The organism is Agrobacterium sp. 33MFTa1.1 (genome assembly GCF_004328495.1).
Lineage (GTDB): Bacteria > Pseudomonadota > Alphaproteobacteria > Rhizobiales > Rhizobiaceae > Agrobacterium > Agrobacterium pusense.
On the sequence record NZ_CP036358.1, the window covers coordinates 1736910 to 1756487 of the forward strand.

The following is a 19578-nucleotide window of genomic DNA, read 5'->3' on the forward strand; positions in this document are numbered from 1 at the left end:
AACCGCATGGAGGACGCGATGTCTGAGGACGATCACAACAGCCGAAACTGGAATACCCTGCCCTGGCACCGCCAGTGGCTGGTAAAACAGGCCGAGGGGCTTTTCGACTTCTTCCAGTACCGGGCGCTCAATCCTGCCGGCGGCTTCTTCGATCTCGATGTCAAGGGCGCGCCGCTGCAGGCAAACGATCCCGTGCGCGGCATCCATGCCTCCGCGCGCATGGTGCATTGCTTCTCCATCGGCCATCTGCTCGGCCGTCCGGGCTGTGGCGATATTGTCGACCACGGCATGACCTATCTCTGGAACAGGCATCGCGACAGCGAGCATGGCGGCTATTTCTGGCAGGTTAACGATGCCGGCCCCCTGGACGCCACCAAGCAGGGTTACGGCCATGCCTTCGTGCTTCTGGCCGCCTCCTCCGCCAAGACCGTCGGCCACCCGCTCGCCGACCAGATGCTGGCCGATATTACCGAAGTGCTGGAAACCCGTTTCTGGGAAGAAAAGCACGGCGCGATCGCCGAGGAATTCAACCGTGACTGGTCGCCCATCGATAATTATCGCGGCCAGAATTCCAATATGCATCTGACCGAAGCGTTGATGGCCGCCTATGAGGTGACCGGCGACAAAAACTACCTCGGCAAGGCCGAACGCATCGCCGATCTTCTCATCCGCCGTCGCGCCGGTGAACTGGATTTCCGGGTTCCGGAGCATTTCGACGACAACTGGACACTCGACAAGGACTATCGCGGCAACGAGATGTTCCGTCCCTCCGGCTCCACCCCCGGCCATTGGCTGGAATGGGCGCGCCTCCTCCTCCAGCTTTGGGTGTTGGGTGATCGCCGCCACGACTGGATGCCGGTGGCCGCCAAATCGCTGTTCGTGCAGTCCATGGCGCTTGGCTGGGATCGGGAAAAGGGCGGCTTCTTTTATACGCTCGACTGGAACGACAATCCCGACAAGCGGGCAAAGCTCTGGTGGCCCATGTGCGAAGCGGCGGGTGCGGCCCATTTCCTCAACGAAAACCTGCCGGCGGACCCTTTCTATGAAGACAGCTACCGCCGCATCTGGAGCACCATCGCCAACAGCTTCATCGACCATGAAAATGGCGGCTGGCATGAGGAACTGACGGAAAATCTGGTTCCCGCTCACACGCTGTTCCCCGGCAAGGGTGATATATACCACGCCCTCCAGGCCTGCCTCATCCCGCTTTTCCCGGCTACGGGCAGCCTGACAAGGGTGATCGGGGAAAGCGGCGGGGCTTATTAAGCGCGTTGTTCGCAACGGCGTTCGAAGACTTCTCCACTGTCATGCTCGGGCTTGTCCCGGGCATCTGCAGCCTATCGGCCGGACGCAACGCGGTTAGATCCCCGGCATAGGGCCGAGGATAAAGCAACAGTCAAAACCCGATTGTTTCCTCGAAGTCATCCCAGGACTGATACATTTCATAACGCCCGATGCCAGGGATCGGCACATGGCCGTAATAGGGCGAAAGTTGAAACTCGGCGGCCGCCTCGCTCTTGCCTGCCACGGCGGCAACATAGATCGCAGAGGCAAGCCCGGTGCGGTTCGCCCCATGTTCGCAATGGATGAGAACAGGCTTTTCCGCGTTGCGCAGCACCGCCGCCAGCGTTTCTGAATCTTCCACCGAGACTTTCTCGCTTGAGCTCAGCGGATAGTCGACCAGCCGGATGCCGTTGTTTTTCGCGGCCTTGCTTTCGGTATCATACCAGGCTTCACGCTTTTCATCGCGCAGGTTGATGATGGTCTTGATGCCATAGGCCTTGGCGTAAGCGGCGATGTCCTTGCCACTCGGCTGAGCCGAACGATAAAGCTCGCCGGGAATGACCTCATGAAAATTCCCCGTCAGCTGGCCGATGCCCATATGTGCGCCGGCCAAAACCGGGAGGGCAACGAGGCCAATGGCCGTGATCTTCAAAAACTTCAGAAAAATACGCAAAACATCAACCCGCGACATCAATCCAATGTGTGGCAGATGACACCGCAAACCGGCGAAAACAAGTCACGCCCCGTCGCGGCCCGTGCGCTTCGCAAGCAGCCGGGGCACGGCAGGCCCATGGAGCGGTTGCAATGCAGGGCCTTTGGACCCAAGCATAAATTCTCAAAATACCGTGATTGCTGGCACCGGTGTGATCTCTTCAATCAAATTCGGCGGAAATGACGGTAACCCGCCACTCCAGCCTTTGCGGTTCCACCCGCTCGTTGTTGCGCAGGCGAAATGTCCGGCAGGCGGCGAAGGTTTCCCCGGCTTCGATCCGCCTTTCGCTCACCTGATAGGGATCGAACGATACGGAAGCTCGAAAGGCCGGTTCGAAGCCCTCCAGCGTGTAGGTCAGACGCTGCACCGCGACATTGTTATCATTGCGGAAGCTGACGCGAATGGGCAATGCAGGGTCCGGACAGGCGGCCTCGAACCCGGCAGTCGCGACGATATGCTCCAGCCGCTGGCTGCTGCGACGCCAGTCGTAAATGACAAAGGCAGCCGTGCCGGCCCATATCAGGAGCAGGCAGATGACCACTGGTTTGAGATGCCGCGGAAATGCAATAAGGGTGAGGAGAAGAATGGCGCTGAGAACGGCTCCGACAATCACGTCGCCCCTCCTCCGCTAAAATAAAGCTCCATACGTTTCTGCCCTCCCCTGCCCTTCCAGCCACAAACGGCCGCGCGAGGCGGTCGTTGGGGTATTATCTCGACGGCGGCTCAAGCCTCTAGCATATGGCGCGAAGCACCGGCATCGCAGCCGTCAGCCACAACTCTATGGGTGCTCCCCCCGGTGTCAAGACAACCAAGCGTGACAGATAGCGCCGGCATTGCCGTCCTCAGAAAGAACGGCGAAGGGAACCAAACGCCGCCGAAGACGTTCGCAGCATCAGAACAGCATGGCGGGACATAACGAAACGCCGCGGCATGGAGGTAAGTAGGCCAGCCGGCAGGGACGACAAGCCGCCCCTTGGCACCGCCGAAAGCCACCCCATATTAAAAGTTACTAAACTATGCTACATATCAGTCAGCTCAGGGAGAAAACGATGAAAACGCTGATCGTAACGTCGCTCCTGGCCCTTTCGGCCAGCACCGCAATGGCCGCGGATGCCGTCTACGAAACACCGGCGCCTCCGGTCGCACAGGAAACGTTACCGGTCTTCACCTGGTCTGGTCCTTATCTTGGTATTCAAGGTGGCGCGGGCTGGGCAAATGGTGACTTTTCGGCCGGTGCCCCCATAGGCTCGGATAATTTCGATGGCGGCATTCTCGGCGCCTTCGCCGGTTACAATTACCAGTTCGACAATAATTTCGTTCTCGGCATCGAGGGTGACGTCGACTATAACTGGAATGACAATGATTATGCAGGCGTGAACATTGGCACCGACTGGCAAGGGTCCGTTCGTGGCCGCGTTGGTTATGCCTTCGATCGCGCTCTCCTTTATGGCACGGCCGGCTGGACCGCCACACGCGGCTTCATCGACACCCCCGGCGCCGGCAAGGACACCGCCACCTTCAACGGCTACACCGTTGGCGCAGGTCTGGATTACGCCTTCACCGACAATGTCTTCGGCAGGTTGGAATATCGTTACAACGATTACGGCGACAAGGACATATTTGGCATCAATACCGACCTTGACCAGCACACCGTCAAGGTGGGCCTCGGCGTGAAGTTCTGATCACAATCGAGTTTTGTAGACCCGAAGCCCGGCCATCCGCCGGGCTTCTTTCGTTGCAGAAGCCCAGCGCAGGCTACGATCCGCTCTGCGAAAAAACGGAACAATATGAACTCCGTAAAAATGAAACATTCACAAGCCGTTCAGCAGTTCCGTGCCATCATGCGGGCATAATGAGCCTCTATCTCCCGAAGCAGGCTTATGGAGTAGCCCGATGAAAAAGATAATTCTTTCCACGATTGCCGCGCTTGTTGCCACTGGCAGCATTTTCGCATCCTATGGCAGCGCCAGCGCGCAGGACTATCCCTACCGTCCGCGTTACGATCGGGGCTACGACCGTGGCGGCCCGCCGCCACCGCCCTATCGCGAACACCGTCGCCACAATGATGGCGCAGCCATTGCCGGAGGCCTCGCAGCAGGCGTCATCGGTGGCCTGATCGGCGGCGCCATCGCCAATAATAGCGGCCCCCGTTATTACGAACCGCCACCGCCGCCGCCGCGCTGCTGGTTTGAAGACCGGCGGGTTCCGAATTCCTATGACGGCGGCTGGCACACCGAAAGCATGCGGGTCTGCAACTGATGTCCGATCCTGCGGCCCGGTTTGCTTCAAATGGCAAGCCGGGCTGCTTTCAGCGAATGAGATTGCGAGATACGATTTTCATCCCCACCACGCGCTTTCACCGATACTGCGTGCGGCGCGACAGCACCCCCGCGATCAGCACAGAAAATCAACAACCATCTGATTAAAAAAGAAAAATGGTGGGCCTGGAGAGACTCGAACTCCCAACCAAGCGGTTATGAGCCGCCGGCTCTAACCATTGAGCTACAGGCCCCTTCGGAAAACGCTATCCGAAACACCGGTTTCGCAATGGTTCGAATCCGGTGGTCACGCTCTAACGCAATTTTTACAGCCCGACAAGCCATTGATGCTTTCGCTAAACAGTGCCGCCGTATTAGCTACACAATCTAAGGCAATACCCGTTCAAGGGACTCAATCAACGAGGAAACACCATGAAGACAAAATCGGCCCGCCTTTTTGCACTTACCGCAATGACAGCAGCAGCCATGATGCCGCTCTCCGGCCAGTTGCTCGCGCAGGAGGCCACCCCGCGTGAAGCCACAATCAGCGTTTCCGGCGAAGGCCAGGCGGCCATCGCTCCTGATATGGCAATCCTGTCGTTCAGCGTCGTCAAGCAGGCAGAGACCGCGGCGGCCGCTCTTTCGGAAAATTCAAAGGCGCTGGCCGATGTTCTGAAGGCGCTGAAGGAGGCGGCGATCGAGGATCGTGACCTGCAGACCAGCAACTTCTCGGTGCAGCCGCTCTACAAGCATTATGAGCCAAAGGACGGCGTCTATGTCGCTCCCGAAATCACCGGTTACCAGGTGTCCAACGGCCTGACCGTGCGGGTGCGGGACCTGAAGAAACTCGGCGCGATCCTCGATACATCCGTCAAGCTCGGCATCAACCAGGGTGGAGACATCAGCTTCACCAACGACAAGCCTGAAGCCACCGTCACCGAGGCTCGCAAACAGGCCGTGGCCGACGCTCTTTCCAAGGCCAAGACCCTGACCGAAGCTGCTGGCGTAAAGCTCGGCCGTGTTATCCAGATCACCGAAAACTCGCAGCGCCCGATGCCGGTGCCGCAGGCCATGATGCGCGCCTCCATGGCGAAGGAAGCGGACAGTGTCCCGATTGCCTCTGGTGAAAACAGCTACAGCGTTGTGGTTAACGTCACCTTTGCGCTCGAGCAGTAATCGGCAAGGGCGGCTTTTGGGCCGCCCGCACCGGCTCGGCCTCCGCCATAGCACAGATAAAATGAAACGCCCCTCGCTACCGTTCAGGAAGCGAGGGGCGTTTTGTCCATCTGCCGGGACGGGGATGCCGGCAGATCGATCAGGATCGCTGCCTTTAGCGGCGGATCACCGGGCAGCCGCGCTCATTGGCGAATACGATGCGGTCACGGCCGTGGCGGTCAAAACCTGCAACGACGACGCGGCGCGGAGATACATCAACAACACGCGCGCGGCGAAGACCCATGCGGCTTGCCTTTTCTTCCGCAAGCCAGGGCGAGCAGCCACGGCGCGGGCGATCCGGGCGGCCCCAGCCGGGACGATGACCATAACCATCCTGAACCTGAACTCGGAACTGTACATCCGAGCCGGCCGAAGCAGCTGGAGCGGTGACGGAAATACCACCAAGGGCGATGAGGGCAGCCAGGCCGGCTTTTGCGAAGGTGCTGAACATGAACTCACTCCGTTTGTTTCTTTGACGTCGGGGGAACATCCCCCGGCGATTGACGAGACCCTAGACTCGCCCATCTGAATATCAGCAGAACCGAATGTTCAGCAGGCGTTCAGGGTGGTTAACGCGGACACCCCGATCAGGATCCGCACATCACGGCGAGATATGCAGCACGACTTCGCGCCGATGCGACTGATCGCGATGTTCGAAGAGATAAAGGCCCTGCCAGGTGCCAAGCACGAGCCTGCCATCCGTGATGGGAACGCCGATGGAAACCATCGTCAGCGCCGATTTGATGTGGGCGGGCATGTCGTCGGGCCCCTCCAGGGTGTGGACAACCCACCGCATGGAAGGATCGCTCGAAGGCGGGACGAGACGGGAGAAAAACTCCGTGAGATCGCGCCGGACGTCGGGATCGGCATTTTCCTGGATGAGCAGGGAACAGGACGTGTGCCGGACAAAGACTGTCAGCAAGCCTTCCGTTGAGCCGGCCTGATTTACGAAGCCTTTTGCTTCAGACGTAAACTCGTAAAGGCCCTGCCCGTGGGTAGAGATGATTATTTTCTTCTGCGGCACGTTTTTCTTTCAAATAGTCGGGAACAAAATCGGCGCTGCGAACGTTGCACCATGTCAAATTCTATCCGATGGCGATAAGTATAAGACGACAGGGCGATAACAGCCCATGACAGCAGAACGGAAAACCGCCACTGCAGTTGCATAAAACGGGGAAGGGTTGGCAATATAATAATGAATTATCCAGGCTATCCCTTCCATAGACAAACACGGCATTTGCAGCGCAGGACTGACACAGGGTGCGAAAGACTTTCTCATGGCACCCACTGACTATCGTGTCGATCTGACCAATTGCGACCGCGAGCCCATCCATATCCCCGGCTATATTCAACCCCATGGCTGTCTCATCGCCTGCGATAACGCTTTGCGCATGGTGCTGCGGCATTCGGCAAATTGCTGCGACATTCTGGGTGTGGAAGGCGATATCAATGGCCGGACCGCCGAAGAGGTTCTCGGCAAGGACATCGTACACAACCTCCGCAACGCGCTGACTGTAACCGGGAGGACAACGCGCCCGGCCATGTTGCCCGCAACGGAAATGGGCGACGGCCGAAGCTTCGACATTTCGCTCCACCGCTACAAATCCACCACGATCATCGAATTCGAACCGTCCCGCAGCGAAACCCAGCCCCTGGGCACCGCACGCAAGATGGTGGATCGCATTCGCGAGGCGGACAGCGTGGAAAGCCTCATCTCCAGAACGACCAGGCTGGTAAAGGCGACGCTTGGCTACGACCGGGTAATGATTTACCGCTTTGAGGAAGATGGAGCCGGCAAGGTCGTCTCGGAAGCAAAGCAACCGGAACTGGAAAGCTTCCTCGGCCAATATTTCCCCGCCAGCGACATACCCCAGCAGGCCCGCACGCTTTATCTCAAGAACACGCTCCGCATTATCTCTGATGCCAGCGGCACACGAATCCCCGTGTTGCCCGCCCTTGATATCTCCGGCGAACCGCTCGACCTCTCTTTCGCGCACCTCCGCAGCGTCTCTCCCATCCATTGCGAGTATCTTCGCAATATGGGCGTCGCCGCTTCCATGTCGATTTCGGTGATTGTCGATGGCACCCTCTGGGGTCTGATCGCCTGTCACCATTATTCCCCGCGTGTCCTGACAATGCCGGTGAGGATTGCCGCTGAAATGTTTGGAGAATTCTTCTCCATGCATTTGCAGGTCCTCAAGCAGAAACGTCGGCTGGACACCGTCAACCATGCCCATGCCGCGCTCGATCGCTTCCTGCGGCTAGCCGCGCACCACGCCAATATCGAAGAACTGCTGATCGACAGTTTTCAGGATTTTGCCGATCTGATGCCGTGTGATGGTGTCGGTCTCTGGGTAGACAACAACTGGCACGGCCATGGCGCAACACCACCGCATGACGCCATTCCAAGGCTCGCGCGTTTCGTCGCCTCGGCCTCGGAAGGCAGGGTCTGGGCGACCCATGCGCTGTCGCAGGCGATACCTGAGGCGGAAATCTACGCCGACACGGCAGCGGGAATGCTCGCCATCCCACTTTCTCAGGTGAAACAGGACTATCTCCTGTTTTTCCGCAAGGAGATCGTGCAAAATCTGAACTGGGCCGGCAATCCGGAAAAATCCTATGAAACCGGCCCGATGGGGGACCGTCTCACACCACGCAAGAGTTTCGCGATCTGGAAAGAGACGGTGCATCAGAGGGCGCAGCCCTGGTCGGAAGATGACCGGGAAATAGCGGAAGCCGCCAGAATTGCGCTGGTCGAGGTCGCCTTCCATCACAGCGAGCTAATGGCCGGCGAAAGGGAACGCGCCGAAGTGCGCCAGCGCATGTTGAACGAGGAGCTCAACCACCGCGTCAAGAATGTTCTCGCCATCATCAAATCGCTGGTCGGCAATCCCTCACAGGAAGGCAAGACCCTGCAGGAATATGTGGCTGCCCTGAAGGGCCGTATTCAAGCCTTGTCCTTTGCCCATGATCAGATCATCCGAGGCGAAGGTGGCGGCGCGCTGCGCGATCTTCTCGACGCGGAATTATCGCCGCATCGTTCCCCGGAAACGACGGTGAAACTCGAAGGTCCCCACGTCACACTTGATTCGCGCGCCTTCTCCGTCATGGCGCTCGTTCTGCACGAACTGGCGACGAACGCCGCCAAATACGGCGCGCTTTCGCAGAACGGTGGGCAATTGCATGTGCGCTGGTGGGTCAACGAAAACCGCGATTGCGAAATCGAGTGGCGGGAAGTGCTGACCACCAAACTGCCGACGCCATCCCGCGCCGGCTTCGGCACGGCGCTTATCAGCCGCAGCATTCCTTACGATCTCGGCGGACGCAGTACGTTGCGCTATTTGCCCGATGGATTGGAGGCAGAAATTATGCTGCCCTTCCGTCATGTCTCGTCAGCCACCGAAAGTGTCGAAATACCGACAGAAAATGAGCCCGCGCGGCAATCCAGCCGCTATAACCGGGAGGAGCCGTTGAAAATATTACTCGTCGAAGATCAGATGCTGATCGCCATGGACGTCGAAAACATGCTCGAGGATAACGGCATCAAAACCATCGAAACGGCGACTTCGTCTGCGATGGCAATTGAAAAGCTGAAAAGCTATGTGCCTGACGTGGCAATTCTCGACATCAATCTCGGTTCGGACACCTCCATTCCCGTCGCCCGGGAACTTCACCGCCGTGGCATCCCGTTCATGTTCGCTACCGGCTACGCCGATGGCAGCATGGTGCCGGATGAATTCGGCGCTGTTCCGGTGATCAGGAAGCCCTATGACGAGGATGCGCTAATGGCCGGGATTGGGGTTTTGGTGGGCGATGCGGAGCGCGTTTGAGCGACAAGTGACAAACGTCAACCGAGGTTTTCCGTGCATTTGGAGGACGGATCATTTTTTAATTCGGCGACCGATCTGCTACCGACCGGTGAAACCCCGTTTCCTTGCTTCAGCTGGCGTGATGACGTCCCCCATCTTAATTCTGAAGGCCGTCACTGCATAGTTATCGACATCCACCTCGCATTGAAACGTGACATCGCGCCAGACGTCGCCGACGTTGAATGCGCCGCCAGTCGCGTCAAGAACATTGCCCGATATACGTCCGCCCGTGTCGGAAAAGCCATACATGCCGCGGGTATCAGCGTAAACCTGTCTTATTTGGGCCAGTGCTTCCGCTTGGCAAAGCTGCACGATACGACGCCGCGGCGGTAGATCGCCAAACATCTGCCGTCTCTGCGCCGGTGTCAGTAGAGCCGATGAAAGCAAACTCTTAGCCGCAGGAAGTTTCGCGGGCTTGTTTTCCCTTGCCTCAGAAGGCTTTTCCTCAGGCGGCTTTGGTTGCGGTACTGGCGGCTGCTCCGGTGACGCTTCTTCTTTCATCGGCGCAACCGCGATCTCTCCCTGCTCGGCGGAAACCTTGAGGTCGCTGTTGGCGGCGGCGGGCGCAGGCTTTTCCTCGGCCGCTTTCTCGGGCTCGCGCGGCGGTTCTGCGGATGGTTGTGTCTTTTCCGCTTCTTCAGTCTTGCCGGCCTTGTCCTCAGGGTCTGCCTGCGCCTCTTCCGGCCGCATGGCGATGGAAGGCAACGTCGCCTGCGGTTGCGGCACCGGTTTCGCTTCTTCAGCCGGTGGCGCGGGAGGTGGTGGCGGAGGTTGCGGTTTTTCCTCTTTCGCCTTCTCCTCACCGGGCGGCGGGGCCTCTTCTGCCTTTTTTTCCTCAGGCGGTGGCACCAGATCGACGCTGATGCTTTCCGGTTCCTGCGGCTCGGCTACACGCTCCGGCAATTCGAAAAGGAAAATCGCCACGACGACAAGATGCAGAAGAACGGAGACGGGCATCGCCCATCCCTTCCACCGCCACCTGCCTGCCGAAACCTGTTGCATCTTACCGAACCAAATCGAACCCGGACATATCCAGCGGAAGCGGATCGCCTGCCTCACACATAAGGCTTGTCGCAGAGTTCGCCGGTGCGGAAAACAAAAAACCCGGCCAGAGCTGACTGACCGGGTTCAATTTTAAAGGAAGCAAAAGCTTAGCTGTCGAGGAAGCTGCGGAGCTTTCTTGAGCGGCTTGGGTGCTTCAGCTTGCGCAGCGCCTTCGCCTCGATCTGGCGAATACGTTCGCGCGTGACCGAGAACTGCTGGCCGACCTCTTCCAGCGTATGGTCCGTGTTCATGCCGATGCCGAAGCGCATGCGCAGAACACGTTCCTCACGCGGTGTCAGCGAAGCCAGAACGCGGGTGGTCGTTTCGCGCAGGTTCGCCTGAATGGCGGCGTCGATCGGCAGCAGCGCGTTCTTGTCCTCGATGAAGTCACCGAGATGCGAATCCTCTTCGTCACCCACGGGGGTTTCGAGCGAGATCGGCTCCTTGGCGATCTTCAGAACCTTGCGCACCTTTTCCAGCGGCATGGCCAGCTTTTCGGCCAGTTCTTCCGGGGTCGGCTCGCGGCCAATCTCGTGCAGCATCTGGCGCGAGGTACGAACGATCTTGTTGATCGTTTCGATCATGTGCACCGGAATACGGATCGTGCGGGCCTGATCAGCAATCGAGCGGGTGATCGCCTGTCTGATCCACCATGTCGCATAGGTCGAGAACTTGTAACCGCGACGGTATTCAAACTTGTCCACCGCCTTCATCAGGCCGATATTGCCTTCCTGAATGAGATCGAGGAACTGCAGACCACGGTTCGTGTACTTCTTCGCAATCGAGATCACGAGACGCAGGTTGGCCTCGACCATCTCCTTCTTGGCGATGCGCGCTTCGCGCTCACCCTTCTGCACCATCGAAACGATGCGACGGAATTCGGCGATGGAAATGCCGGTTTCCGTGGAGAGGTTCTGGATCTCCTGGCGGATTTCCCGGATCGTGTTGCTTTCTTCGCGCGCGAATTCCTTCCAGCCGCGGGCGGCCAGATTGGCGATCGACTTCATCCAGTTCGGATCGAGTTCCGCACCGTGATACTGCTCGAGGAAGCTGTCGCGCTTGACGCCATAGGATTCCGCAAGGCGCAGCAGCCGGCCTTCGTTCTGCATCAGACGCTTGGAAATGTCGTAGAGCTGCTCGACAAGGCTGTCGATGCGGTTCTGGTTCAGCGAAAGCGACTTCACGGCCGTGATCAGCTGATCCTTCAATTCCTTGTAACGGCGCTCCTGGCCGGAAGAGAGCGTACCGGTGCAGGCCAGACGCGCTTCCACCTGCTGATCCTGAAGCTTGCGCAGCTTCTTGTAGGTGTCGGCAATGGTGTCGAGCGTTTCCATGACCTGCGGACGCAGTTCGGCTTCCATCGCGGCAAGGGAAAGATTGGACTCGTCGTCGTCCTCTTCTTCCTCTTCCGGCGGCAGGCCGTCACCACCAACATCGGTGACATCCTCGTCACCGGTCGGAGCACGCAGCTTGCGGGTCTTTTCCTTTTCTTCGGCGGCCTTGCGGTCGGCCTCGATCTTTTCCGGGCTCTGGAACTGCGGCGCAGCCTTGGCTTCCGGGCCGGAATAGGTCGTTTCGAGATCGATGATCTCGCGCAGCAGCGTGGTGCCTTCGTTGAGTTCGTCGCGCCAGATGATCAGCGCCTGGAACGTCAGCGGGCTTTCGCACAGGCCCGAAATCATCGTCTCGCGGCCAGCCTCGATGCGCTTGGCGATGGCGATTTCGCCTTCGCGCGACAGAAGCTCGACAGAACCCATCTCGCGCAGATACATGCGCACGGGGTCGTCGGTGCGGTCGGTTGGTTCTTTCTTCTTGGCGGTCGCAAGCGCGGTGCCGCTGGAAGGCGCAAGTTCGCCACCCTCGGAATCGTCACCGTCGGAATCGCCGTCGTCATCGCCACCGGCGGCTTCCTCGGCATCCTCGTCCTCGATCACGTTGATGCCCATGTCGGACAGCATCGCCATCGTGTCTTCGATCTGCTCGGAGGTCACCTCTTCGGACGGCAGGACCGAATTCAGCTCGTCCATCGTCACATAGCCGCGCTTCTTGGCGGCCTTGATCATTTTCTTGACCGCGTCATCCGAAAGGTCGAGAAGCGGGCCGTCCGTCGCACCGTCGCGTTCGTTTTCTGCTTCTTCGTTTTCTTTGACTTTGGTTGCCATCTATCTCGTCGCTTTCCCTGACGCTAACACCTGTTCCGCCGCATCGCCGTCCGCCCCTTGAGCATCCGGCGCATTGCCGCGAATCACTGTCAGACACCTAACGGAGTGATCTTTAATTGCCGATTAACCACGGCAGCCTCAGGCAGAATGCAAGGACAGTGCACCCGGAAATGCTTGCTCATGCAATTTCTATCCGCCAAGGCTCATTCCACCTTACTTTTCCTGAATTGGTGATTCCCGCTATTTCCCGCCCCGTCAAGCCTTTGAAGGCGAGACAGCCACGGAAATTCTTAAAAAGAGCCGCATTTTGCGAATTATCACCAGACTATCCCCTATTTAGGACGCCTGCCGCAAAAGGCAACCCCACACACCTTTCAATTCTTGCCGCGACGATCATCCATGACCGACGGCCGGTCCCTTCACCCGGCCGGACATAACCCCGAAACCATCGATGATGGCCTCCTGATTTTCCATTCGGCCGATCTCCAGCTGAACCTCGGCAAGCGCGCGCACCAGAAGGGTCCCGCGCTCATCATCCGTCGCCTCGGCAATTTCGCGCTCCAGCTCCTTTTTCTGCCAGAGGAGCGACTTTGTCCTTTTGTGCAGGGAAAGCGCCTGCACGTAACCTTCCCGTGCATCCTCCATCGCCGCCTCGCCGGTCGCCGTCCACAGACGGGCATTGCGCACCTGCTGATCCATGGTTTTCAGCAGCACGTCGAAGCCCTGCTGCGACAGGCGCTCGATCAGCCCCGCCCGCGATATCGCAGCCGCATTTTCGGCCGCGTAGGTCAGAACCGTAGACCACAGGCGTTGCAGGTCACGGTTCTCATAATCGATCGCGGCGATCTCGTCATATTCCTCGAGAAGCAGTTCGGGATGGTTGACGATGGTGATGGCCAGAACGCTCTCCCGAAGCGACGGCTTGGTCTGATAACCCCTGACAAGGCCGGATTGCGCCAACCGTTCCGAAATACTGCTGGCAGGTGTCGCCATAGCCCCACCCCGGCCCGGTGCGTTGCGCTGAAAGCCACGCCCCGGCGCCTGTGCGCCATTGCGGCGGAAATTGCCACCCTGCTGCCCGCCTGCCTGAAAGCGCGGCTGGAAGAAGGCATTCAGCCTGTCACGCATGTCCTGTTGATAGAAGCGCCGCACCGTCTCGTCACCAATAACGGCCACGATCTGCCGCAGGCGGCTCTCAAGCTGGGCACGCTTTTCCGGCGTATCGAAAGTAACGCCTGAGGTCTCGCGGCTCCAGATCATCGCGGCCAGCGGCTTTGCCTCGGAAAGAACGCGGTCGAAAGGCGCCCTACCCTCCAGACGCACGAGATCATCCGGATCCTTGCCGTCGGGCAGAAGCGCGAAGCTGACGGAGCGATCCGGCTTGATATGTGGCAAGGCGAGATCAGCGGCACGGTTGGCGGCGCGAATGCCGGCGCCGTCGCCATCGAAGCAGAGGATCGGCTGCGGCGACATCTTCCAGAGCAGATCGAGCTGGCTTTCGGTCAAGGCAGTGCCGAGCGGTGCGACGGCATTTTCGACGCCCGCCTGATAAAGCGCGATGACATCCATATACCCTTCGACTGCAATGACCGTGCCGCCCGCCGCCTGTGCGGCCCGACGTGCACGGGCGAAATTATAGAGAACATTGCCCTTGTGAAAGAGCTCGGTCTCGTTGGAATTGAGATATTTCGCCACCGCATCCGAAGCCATGGCGCGGCCGCCGAAGGCAATCACCTTTTCCCGCGAGGACAGGATCGGGAACATGATGCGGTCGCGAAAACGGTCATAGGAAACCGGCACGTTTTCATGGACCACCAGCCCGCAGGCTTCCATCTGCTCCTTGGAAACACCCTTGCTTGCAAGATGCTCCTTCAGCGCGTTGCGACTATCAGGCGCATAACCCAGCCGAAAAGTCTCGATGGTACGCCCGGTCAGCCCGCGATCGCGCAGATAAGCCCGAGCCCGAGCGCCGAGCGCCGTTTGCAGCTGATCCTGAAAGAACAGCGTCGCCATTTCCATGACGTCCTGAAGAGAGGTGCGCTCACGCTCCCGCTTCTCCGCCTGCGGATCGGGCTGCGGCATGGAAATGCCGGCCATATCGGCGATCTGCTGCACGGCTTCCGGGAAACTTAAGCCCTCAAGCTCGGTCAGAAAGCGGAAATGATCGCCGGAAACGCCGCAACCAAAGCAATGATACCGCCCCTTGCGGTCCTCACAGTGAAAGCTCGGGCTTTTTTCGCCATGGAACGGGCAGCAGGCCCAATAATCCCCGCGCGGCGCATTGGTCTTCTTCTTGTCCCAGGACACACGTCTGCCGATCACATCGGAGATGTTCACGCGGTCGCGTATCTCATCAAGGAAAGAGTTGGAAAAGCGCATGGGTTACCTGTTCGAGGCCAGTCTTTCATATAAGCGCAGAATGGCGCCAGCACCAACCCTATGAACCAGTTCACAGCCACAATACCCGTTATTCACAGGGTGGCGCAAAAGCTGGCAAAGCCCTTTGCGCCTGCTTTAGGCAAATTTGTGGCGCTGCATCATCACTAAAAATTATGTTTTTGTAATTTGAGCAGTCCGTCCGCGCGATGTAAAAACACAGCCACAGCCAAAGCAACGAAATCGCAGAAATCTGCCGACGCCCGCAGGCACGTCCCCCGAAAAACGCCTGCGCTTGAGAGCATTCTGATCCGCCGGAATGCGTTTTCGTCGACAGAAAAAGGCAGGGCAGCCCACATCTGCCCTGCCTTTACTTTTTCGCTATACTTCTGGCTCCGGCGCGTTCCTATGCGCAAATGCGAAACCGGAAGATGGCGCCATTCCATTCAGGACGGTTCCAGTCCAGTTCGGAAACGCTGCCCTCAGCGGCACATTTCCGGATTGCTCCCTGCCAGAATACCAGCGCCGTCGTGTTTTTTCTGGCGACGGCAACTTCCCAGGCCCCCGGGTACCGATGAAAAAGTCTCTGTGCCGCAATCAGACCAAGCCCCTGTCCGCGATACTTTCGCACGATGAAAAACTCTCCGACGGAATATTCGGTCGGTAAGGCCGAGTGGCCCTTATCATTGATAAGTGCAAATCCAACAGGCTTATCGTCTATCTTAAACAGGAAAGCTGACCACCGGGGGCACTCAAAATACGGCGCGATCGGATAATCGGGAAATCTGCCATCTTGGCCAAGTTCACCTCGCGGCGTCCCAGCCCAAAATTCGGAGAAATCATGCGTGTATAATTGCATCATATTTTGAACAGCAGACATATCGGCTACCGATGCTGCATCGAGACTGAAATTCACGACCCACTCCGTTGTTAATATCCCACCAGCGAACAAGCCTTTGGATGTGACAAAACAAATGGGGCAAATGCGATCATACCACTTGTTTTGCTCGGACTGCCGGATTTTTATGCCGCAGCCGAGCGGGCTTTTACGCCGCCCTTGATACCTGCGCATGACAACATTTCGGTTCACCTGAGTGGGTCTCTGCGGACAAAAAAAAACAGGGCAGCCATGGCTGCCCTGCTTTTGGTTTTTCTGGAGCGGCAAACCTACTTCAGCAAATCCTTCACGACGCCGGAGGCCTTCGCAAAGTCGATCTGACCGGGATAACGTTCCTTCAGCGCATTCATGCATTTGCCCATGTCACGCAGGCCGGAAGCACCGGTTTCGGCGATGACGGCCTGGCAAAGTTCGCGCACCTTCTCGGCCGGAATTTCTTCCGGCATGAATTCCTTGATGATGACGATTTCTTCGCGCTCCTGAGCGGCAAGTTCGGGACGGCCCGCACCTTCATAGATGCTGGCGGATTCTTCCCGCTGCTTCACCATCTTGGTCAGAATCTGCATGATATCTTCATCGCTGACGGGGTCCTTGCCCACGCCGCGGTTGGCGATATCGCGATCCTTGATGGCCGTCTGGATGAGACGCACGGTCGAGGTGCGGCGTGCATCACGAGCCTTCAATGCGTCCTTCAAAGCGTTTGCGAACGTGTCGCGCATCATTTTTCTTCTCCTTGGGAAAGCGCTTTCCGCAGCTTCTCGATACGGAAACTTTCCACCTCATTTTGCGAAACGACATAAACGAGCCGACACGCTCAAGCAAATCAAATGCATAAGACCTTGAAAATACGTCGGTTTAATTCCACGTAAATCTTGGCCCTGCGGTTGACCGCTTGGGCTGCTTTCGTTATTTTCCGGCACCTGCACGAGATTTTAACGAAGGGTCGGAACGCGAGCTTTATCGCGCGCCCCTTTATGTCACGAAGCCTGCGACAAAAATGGCCCCTTACCCCCTGCCTTTCAAGAGGCGGGGTGCGAAGCGGCAGAAACGGAACGAGATGACCGAGACAGCGCCCTGGACTACCCGCAAACCGACCGCAATGCTTGTTCTTGCCGATGGCACGGTGATTGAAGGAACAGGCATAGGCGCAACCGGCAAGGTTCAGGCCGAGGTCTGCTTCAACACGGCGCTGACGGGTTACGAGGAAATCCTCACCGACCCCTCCTATCTCGGCCAGATCGTTACCTTCACCTTCCCGCATATCGGCAATGTCGGCACCAATGAAGAAGATATCGAAGACCTGACGCCCGCCGCCCGGCGCGGCGCCGTCGGCGTCATCTTCAAGGCCGACATCACCGACCCCTCGAACTTCCGCGCGGTCAAGCATCTGGATGCATGGCTGAAGGCCCGCGGCGTCATCGGCCTCTGCGGCATAGACACCCGCGCCCTGACGGCATGGATCCGCGAAAACGGTGCCCCGAACGCGGTTATCGCCCATGATCCGAACGGCGTCTTCGACATCGAAGCGCTGAAGGCGGAAGCCAAGGCATGGAGCGGCCTCGTCGGCCTCGACCTCGCCATAGAAGCCACCTCCGGCCAGTCTTCCACCTGGGCTGAAACGCCGTGGGTCTGGAACAAGGGTTACGGCACGCTCGGCGAAGCCGATGCCAAGTATCACGTCGTCTGCGTCGATTTTGGCGTCAAGCGCAACATCCTGCGCCTGTTTGCCGGTCTCGATTGCAAGGTCACGGTCGTTCCGGCGCAGACCTCGGCCGAAGACATCCTGGCGCTGAAGCCGGATGGCGTGTTCCTGTCCAACGGCCCCGGAGACCCGGCTGCGACGGGCGAATATGCCGTTCCTGTCATCCAGAACCTCATCAAGACCGACCTGCCGATCTTCGGCATCTGCCTCGGCCACCAGATGCTCGGCCTTGCGGTTGGCGCAAAGACCGAAAAGATGCATCAGGGCCACCATGGCGCGAACCATCCGGTCAAGGACTTCACGACCGGCAAGGTGGAAATCGTTTCGATGAACCACGGCTTTGCGGTGGATACCAAGTCGCTGCCCGAGGGCGTCGAAGAGACCCACATCTCGCTGTTCGACGGTACCAATTGCGGCCTGCGCATCACCGGCAAGCCGGTCTTCTCCGTCCAGCACCACCCGGAAGCATCGCCGGGCCCGCAGGACAGCCACTATCTCTTCCGCCGCTTCGTCAACCTGCTGCGTGAAAAGAAGGGTGAGGCAGCGCTCGCCGAGCGCTGATACTTTTCCAATCCGGACGTTACATGCGGCCCGCTTCTCAGCGGGCCGTTTTCATTTCACGCTTCACAAGCAGCACGAAGCGGATGGTGAGAAGAACGGCGGCTGTCGAAAGACCGATCACAAAGCCGAACCAGACACCGCGCCCGCCGAAACCGAGCGGAAAAGCCATGGTCCAGGCAAGCGCCAGCCCAATCGGCCAATAGGAGATCAGCGCCAGCATCGCCGGTATGCGCGCATCCTTCAACCCGCGCAGCAGGCCTGCCGTCACGGCCTGAATGCCATCGACAAGCTGGAAGATGCCGGCAATCACCACCAGGCTGCTCGCATAAGCGAGCACTTCCGCAGCTTCCGGAAGTTTGGGATCAAGGAACCACTTCGCCAGAAATTCCGGCACCGCCGCAAACAGGATGCCACCGCACAGGGCGATGCCACAGGCGATGGCGTAAATCATGATCGAAGCGCGGATGAGGTTCTTGAAGTCCCCCTGGCCCCGCGCCACGCCGACGCGAACGGTCGCTGCCTGCGAAAGGCCGAGCGGGATCATGAAGGCGATGGAAGCGAGCTGCAGGGCAATGCCGTGCGCCGCGAGCTGTACCGTGCCGATCTGCCCCATCAGGATCGAGGCGGCGGCAAACAGGGTCACCTCGGCAAGAATGGTGATGCTGATCGGCAGGCCAAGACGCAGCACTTCAAAAAGCGCATGCCAGTCCGGCCGCCAGAAGCGCACGAACAGCTCGTATTTCTTCGTTTCCTCGCGCGTCTGCACATAAGCCACGATGAAGATGAAGCTGAAGGCGTTGACGATGACCGCAACCACGGCCGCGCCATTCATGCCCATGGCCGGCAGCCCGAAATGTCCGAAGACAAGAGCATAGGCGAGTATACCATTCATCACCAGCATGATGATGGTGGCATAAAGAATGATGCCTGCGCGGCCGATGGCGCTGACAAGGCCACGCAGCACATAAAACAGCAGCGCCGGCAGAAGGCCGAATTTGGCGATGGCGAGATAATGGCCGGTCAGTGCCGCTACGTTGGCGTTCTGCCCAAGCGCAACCAGAATGCGCTCTGCATTCATGAAGATCGGCAGCGCCAGCAGCCAATAGGCAATGGCCACCCACATGCCCATGCGCAAAGAGCGGCGCGCAGATGTCGCATCGCCCTGCCCGTAAGCCTGGGCCACCATGGGTACGACGGCAACGGAGAAGCCCGAGCCGAAAATGAAGACGACAAAGAAAAACTGCCCGGCCAGCACCATGGCCGCCAGCTTCTCTGCACCCAGCTGACCGACGATCACCATATCGGTGGTATGGATGCCAAGCTGCGCGAGCTGCGCGCCGATAAGCGGAATCCCGAGAACAAGCGTAGCCTTGAAATGCGAAAACCACGACCCCGATCCGGACGGAACGGTTCCTGCAACAACCGACGAAGACATTGTAATTCACCCGAACATTGGCCGTTGCCCGCGATTTGCGCAACGGCAGCACGAGGATGAAT

16 protein-coding genes and 1 tRNA gene are annotated in these 19578 nt (G+C 58.6%); 6 read left to right on the forward strand and 11 right to left on the reverse strand.

The window, feature by feature from the left end; genetic code table 11:
* Positions 1-6 precede the first annotated feature (6 nt).
* Entirely contained in the window at positions 7-1266 is a 1260-nt protein-coding gene (locus EYD00_RS08855; protein ID WP_034498785.1) for an AGE family epimerase/isomerase, read from the forward strand.
* A gap of 130 nt (positions 1267-1396) precedes the next feature.
* Here EYD00_RS08855 and EYD00_RS08860 read toward each other — a convergent pair whose 3' ends face one another.
* Together EYD00_RS08860 and EYD00_RS08865 are read right to left on the reverse strand one after the other, a co-directional pair.
* Positions 1397-1957 (reverse strand): dual specificity protein phosphatase family protein, encoded by a 561-nt coding sequence (locus EYD00_RS08860; RefSeq protein ID WP_034498853.1) that lies wholly within the window; start codon positions 1955-1957, stop codon positions 1397-1399.
* Between the two features lie 199 nt (positions 1958-2156).
* Entirely contained in the window at positions 2157-2609 is a 453-nt protein-coding gene (locus EYD00_RS08865) for a hypothetical protein (RefSeq protein ID WP_004442872.1), read from the reverse strand.
* A 436-nt stretch (positions 2610-3045) separates the two neighbouring features.
* Between EYD00_RS08865 and EYD00_RS08870 the strand changes: the two genes are divergently transcribed.
* Positions 3046-3678, forward strand: a complete 633-nt coding sequence (locus EYD00_RS08870; protein WP_004442873.1) for an outer membrane protein — start codon at positions 3046-3048, stop codon at positions 3676-3678.
* A 211-nt stretch (positions 3679-3889) separates the two neighbouring features.
* Positions 3890-4255 (forward strand): hypothetical protein, encoded by a 366-nt coding sequence (locus EYD00_RS08875; protein ID WP_004442874.1) that lies wholly within the window; start codon positions 3890-3892, stop codon positions 4253-4255.
* Between the two features lie 177 nt (positions 4256-4432).
* On the opposite strand, the gene EYD00_RS08880 is transcribed toward EYD00_RS08875, so the two are convergent.
* Positions 4433-4508: transfer RNA gene (locus EYD00_RS08880), tRNA-Ile, on the reverse strand.
* Between the two features lie 178 nt (positions 4509-4686).
* Between EYD00_RS08880 and EYD00_RS08885 the strand changes: the two genes are divergently transcribed.
* The gene (locus tag EYD00_RS08885; RefSeq protein ID WP_004442875.1) at positions 4687-5430 is read left to right on the forward strand and encodes an SIMPL domain-containing protein; all 744 of its coding nucleotides are present in this window, start codon (positions 4687-4689) and stop codon (positions 5428-5430) included.
* A 154-nt stretch (positions 5431-5584) separates the two neighbouring features.
* Here the strand turns inward: EYD00_RS08885 and EYD00_RS08890 are convergent, their stop codons facing one another.
* Positions 5585-5920: a hypothetical protein gene (locus EYD00_RS08890; protein ID WP_004442876.1), complete on the reverse strand. Its 336-nt coding sequence runs from the start codon at positions 5918-5920 to the stop codon at positions 5585-5587.
* A gap of 150 nt (positions 5921-6070) precedes the next feature.
* Positions 6071-6493, reverse strand: a complete 423-nt coding sequence (locus tag EYD00_RS08895; protein ID WP_004442878.1) for a secondary thiamine-phosphate synthase enzyme YjbQ — start codon at positions 6491-6493, stop codon at positions 6071-6073.
* A gap of 253 nt (positions 6494-6746) precedes the next feature.
* On the opposite strand from EYD00_RS08895, the gene EYD00_RS08900 reads away from it, so the two are divergent.
* Positions 6747-9299: an HWE histidine kinase domain-containing protein gene (locus EYD00_RS08900; RefSeq protein WP_004442879.1), complete on the forward strand. Its 2553-nt coding sequence runs from the start codon at positions 6747-6749 to the stop codon at positions 9297-9299.
* A 78-nt stretch (positions 9300-9377) separates the two neighbouring features.
* On the opposite strand, the gene EYD00_RS08905 is transcribed toward EYD00_RS08900, so the two are convergent.
* From EYD00_RS08905 to EYD00_RS08925, 5 genes are all read right to left on the reverse strand, one after another.
* Positions 9378-10295: a DUF930 domain-containing protein gene (locus tag EYD00_RS08905; protein WP_004442882.1), complete on the reverse strand. Its 918-nt coding sequence runs from the start codon at positions 10293-10295 to the stop codon at positions 9378-9380.
* A gap of 194 nt (positions 10296-10489) precedes the next feature.
* Complete coding sequence (rpoD, locus tag EYD00_RS08910; RefSeq protein ID WP_004442883.1) at positions 10490-12544, reverse strand: RNA polymerase sigma factor RpoD; 2055 nt, start codon at positions 12542-12544, stop codon at positions 10490-10492.
* Positions 12545-12937: 393 nt separating this feature from the next.
* On the reverse strand, positions 12938-14923 hold the full coding sequence (gene dnaG / locus EYD00_RS08915; RefSeq protein ID WP_004442884.1) for a DNA primase: 1986 nt from the start codon (positions 14921-14923) through the stop codon (positions 12938-12940).
* Between the two features lie 403 nt (positions 14924-15326).
* Entirely contained in the window at positions 15327-15836 is a 510-nt protein-coding gene (locus tag EYD00_RS25895; RefSeq protein WP_004442885.1) for a GNAT family N-acetyltransferase, read from the reverse strand.
* A gap of 251 nt (positions 15837-16087) precedes the next feature.
* Entirely contained in the window at positions 16088-16537 is a 450-nt protein-coding gene (locus tag EYD00_RS08925; RefSeq protein ID WP_004442886.1) for a GatB/YqeY domain-containing protein, read from the reverse strand.
* 338 nt (positions 16538-16875) lie between these two features.
* Between EYD00_RS08925 and carA the strand changes: the two genes are divergently transcribed.
* A complete protein-coding gene (carA, locus tag EYD00_RS08930; RefSeq protein WP_004442887.1) occupies positions 16876-18081 on the forward strand; it encodes a glutamine-hydrolyzing carbamoyl-phosphate synthase small subunit in 1206 nt (401 codons plus the stop codon).
* 37 nt (positions 18082-18118) lie between these two features.
* Here carA and EYD00_RS08935 read toward each other — a convergent pair whose 3' ends face one another.
* Positions 18119-19516: an MATE family efflux transporter gene (locus EYD00_RS08935; RefSeq protein WP_004442888.1), complete on the reverse strand. Its 1398-nt coding sequence runs from the start codon at positions 19514-19516 to the stop codon at positions 18119-18121.
* Positions 19517-19578 lie beyond the last annotated feature (62 nt).

Bases quoted from the DNA above. Each gene is read 5' to 3' on its own strand.
- EYD00_RS08905 (WP_004442882.1), bottom strand. From the start codon at position 10,295: ATGCCCGTCTCCGTTCTTCTGCATCTTGTCGTCGTGGCGATTTTCCTT.
- EYD00_RS08900 (WP_004442879.1), top strand. From the start codon at position 6,747: ATGGCACCCACTGACTATCGTGTCGATCTGACCAATTGCGACCGCGAG.
- EYD00_RS08855 (WP_034498785.1), top strand. From the start codon at position 7: ATGGAGGACGCGATGTCTGAGGACGATCACAACAGCCGAAACTGGAAT.
- EYD00_RS08875 (WP_004442874.1), top strand. From the start codon at position 3,890: ATGAAAAAGATAATTCTTTCCACGATTGCCGCGCTTGTTGCCACTGGC.
- EYD00_RS08890 (WP_004442876.1), bottom strand. From the start codon at position 5,920: ATGTTCAGCACCTTCGCAAAAGCCGGCCTGGCTGCCCTCATCGCCCTT.
- EYD00_RS08935 (WP_004442888.1), bottom strand. From the start codon at position 19,516: ATGTCTTCGTCGGTTGTTGCAGGAACCGTTCCGTCCGGATCGGGGTCG.
- dnaG (WP_004442884.1), bottom strand. From the start codon at position 14,923: ATGCGCTTTTCCAACTCTTTCCTTGATGAGATACGCGACCGCGTGAAC.
- rpoD (WP_004442883.1), bottom strand. From the start codon at position 12,544: ATGGCAACCAAAGTCAAAGAAAACGAAGAAGCAGAAAACGAACGCGAC.
- EYD00_RS08870 (WP_004442873.1), top strand. From the start codon at position 3,046: ATGAAAACGCTGATCGTAACGTCGCTCCTGGCCCTTTCGGCCAGCACC.
- carA (WP_004442887.1), top strand. From the start codon at position 16,876: ATGACCGAGACAGCGCCCTGGACTACCCGCAAACCGACCGCAATGCTT.
- EYD00_RS08885 (WP_004442875.1), top strand. From the start codon at position 4,687: ATGAAGACAAAATCGGCCCGCCTTTTTGCACTTACCGCAATGACAGCA.
- EYD00_RS08925 (WP_004442886.1), bottom strand. From the start codon at position 16,537: ATGCGCGACACGTTCGCAAACGCTTTGAAGGACGCATTGAAGGCTCGT.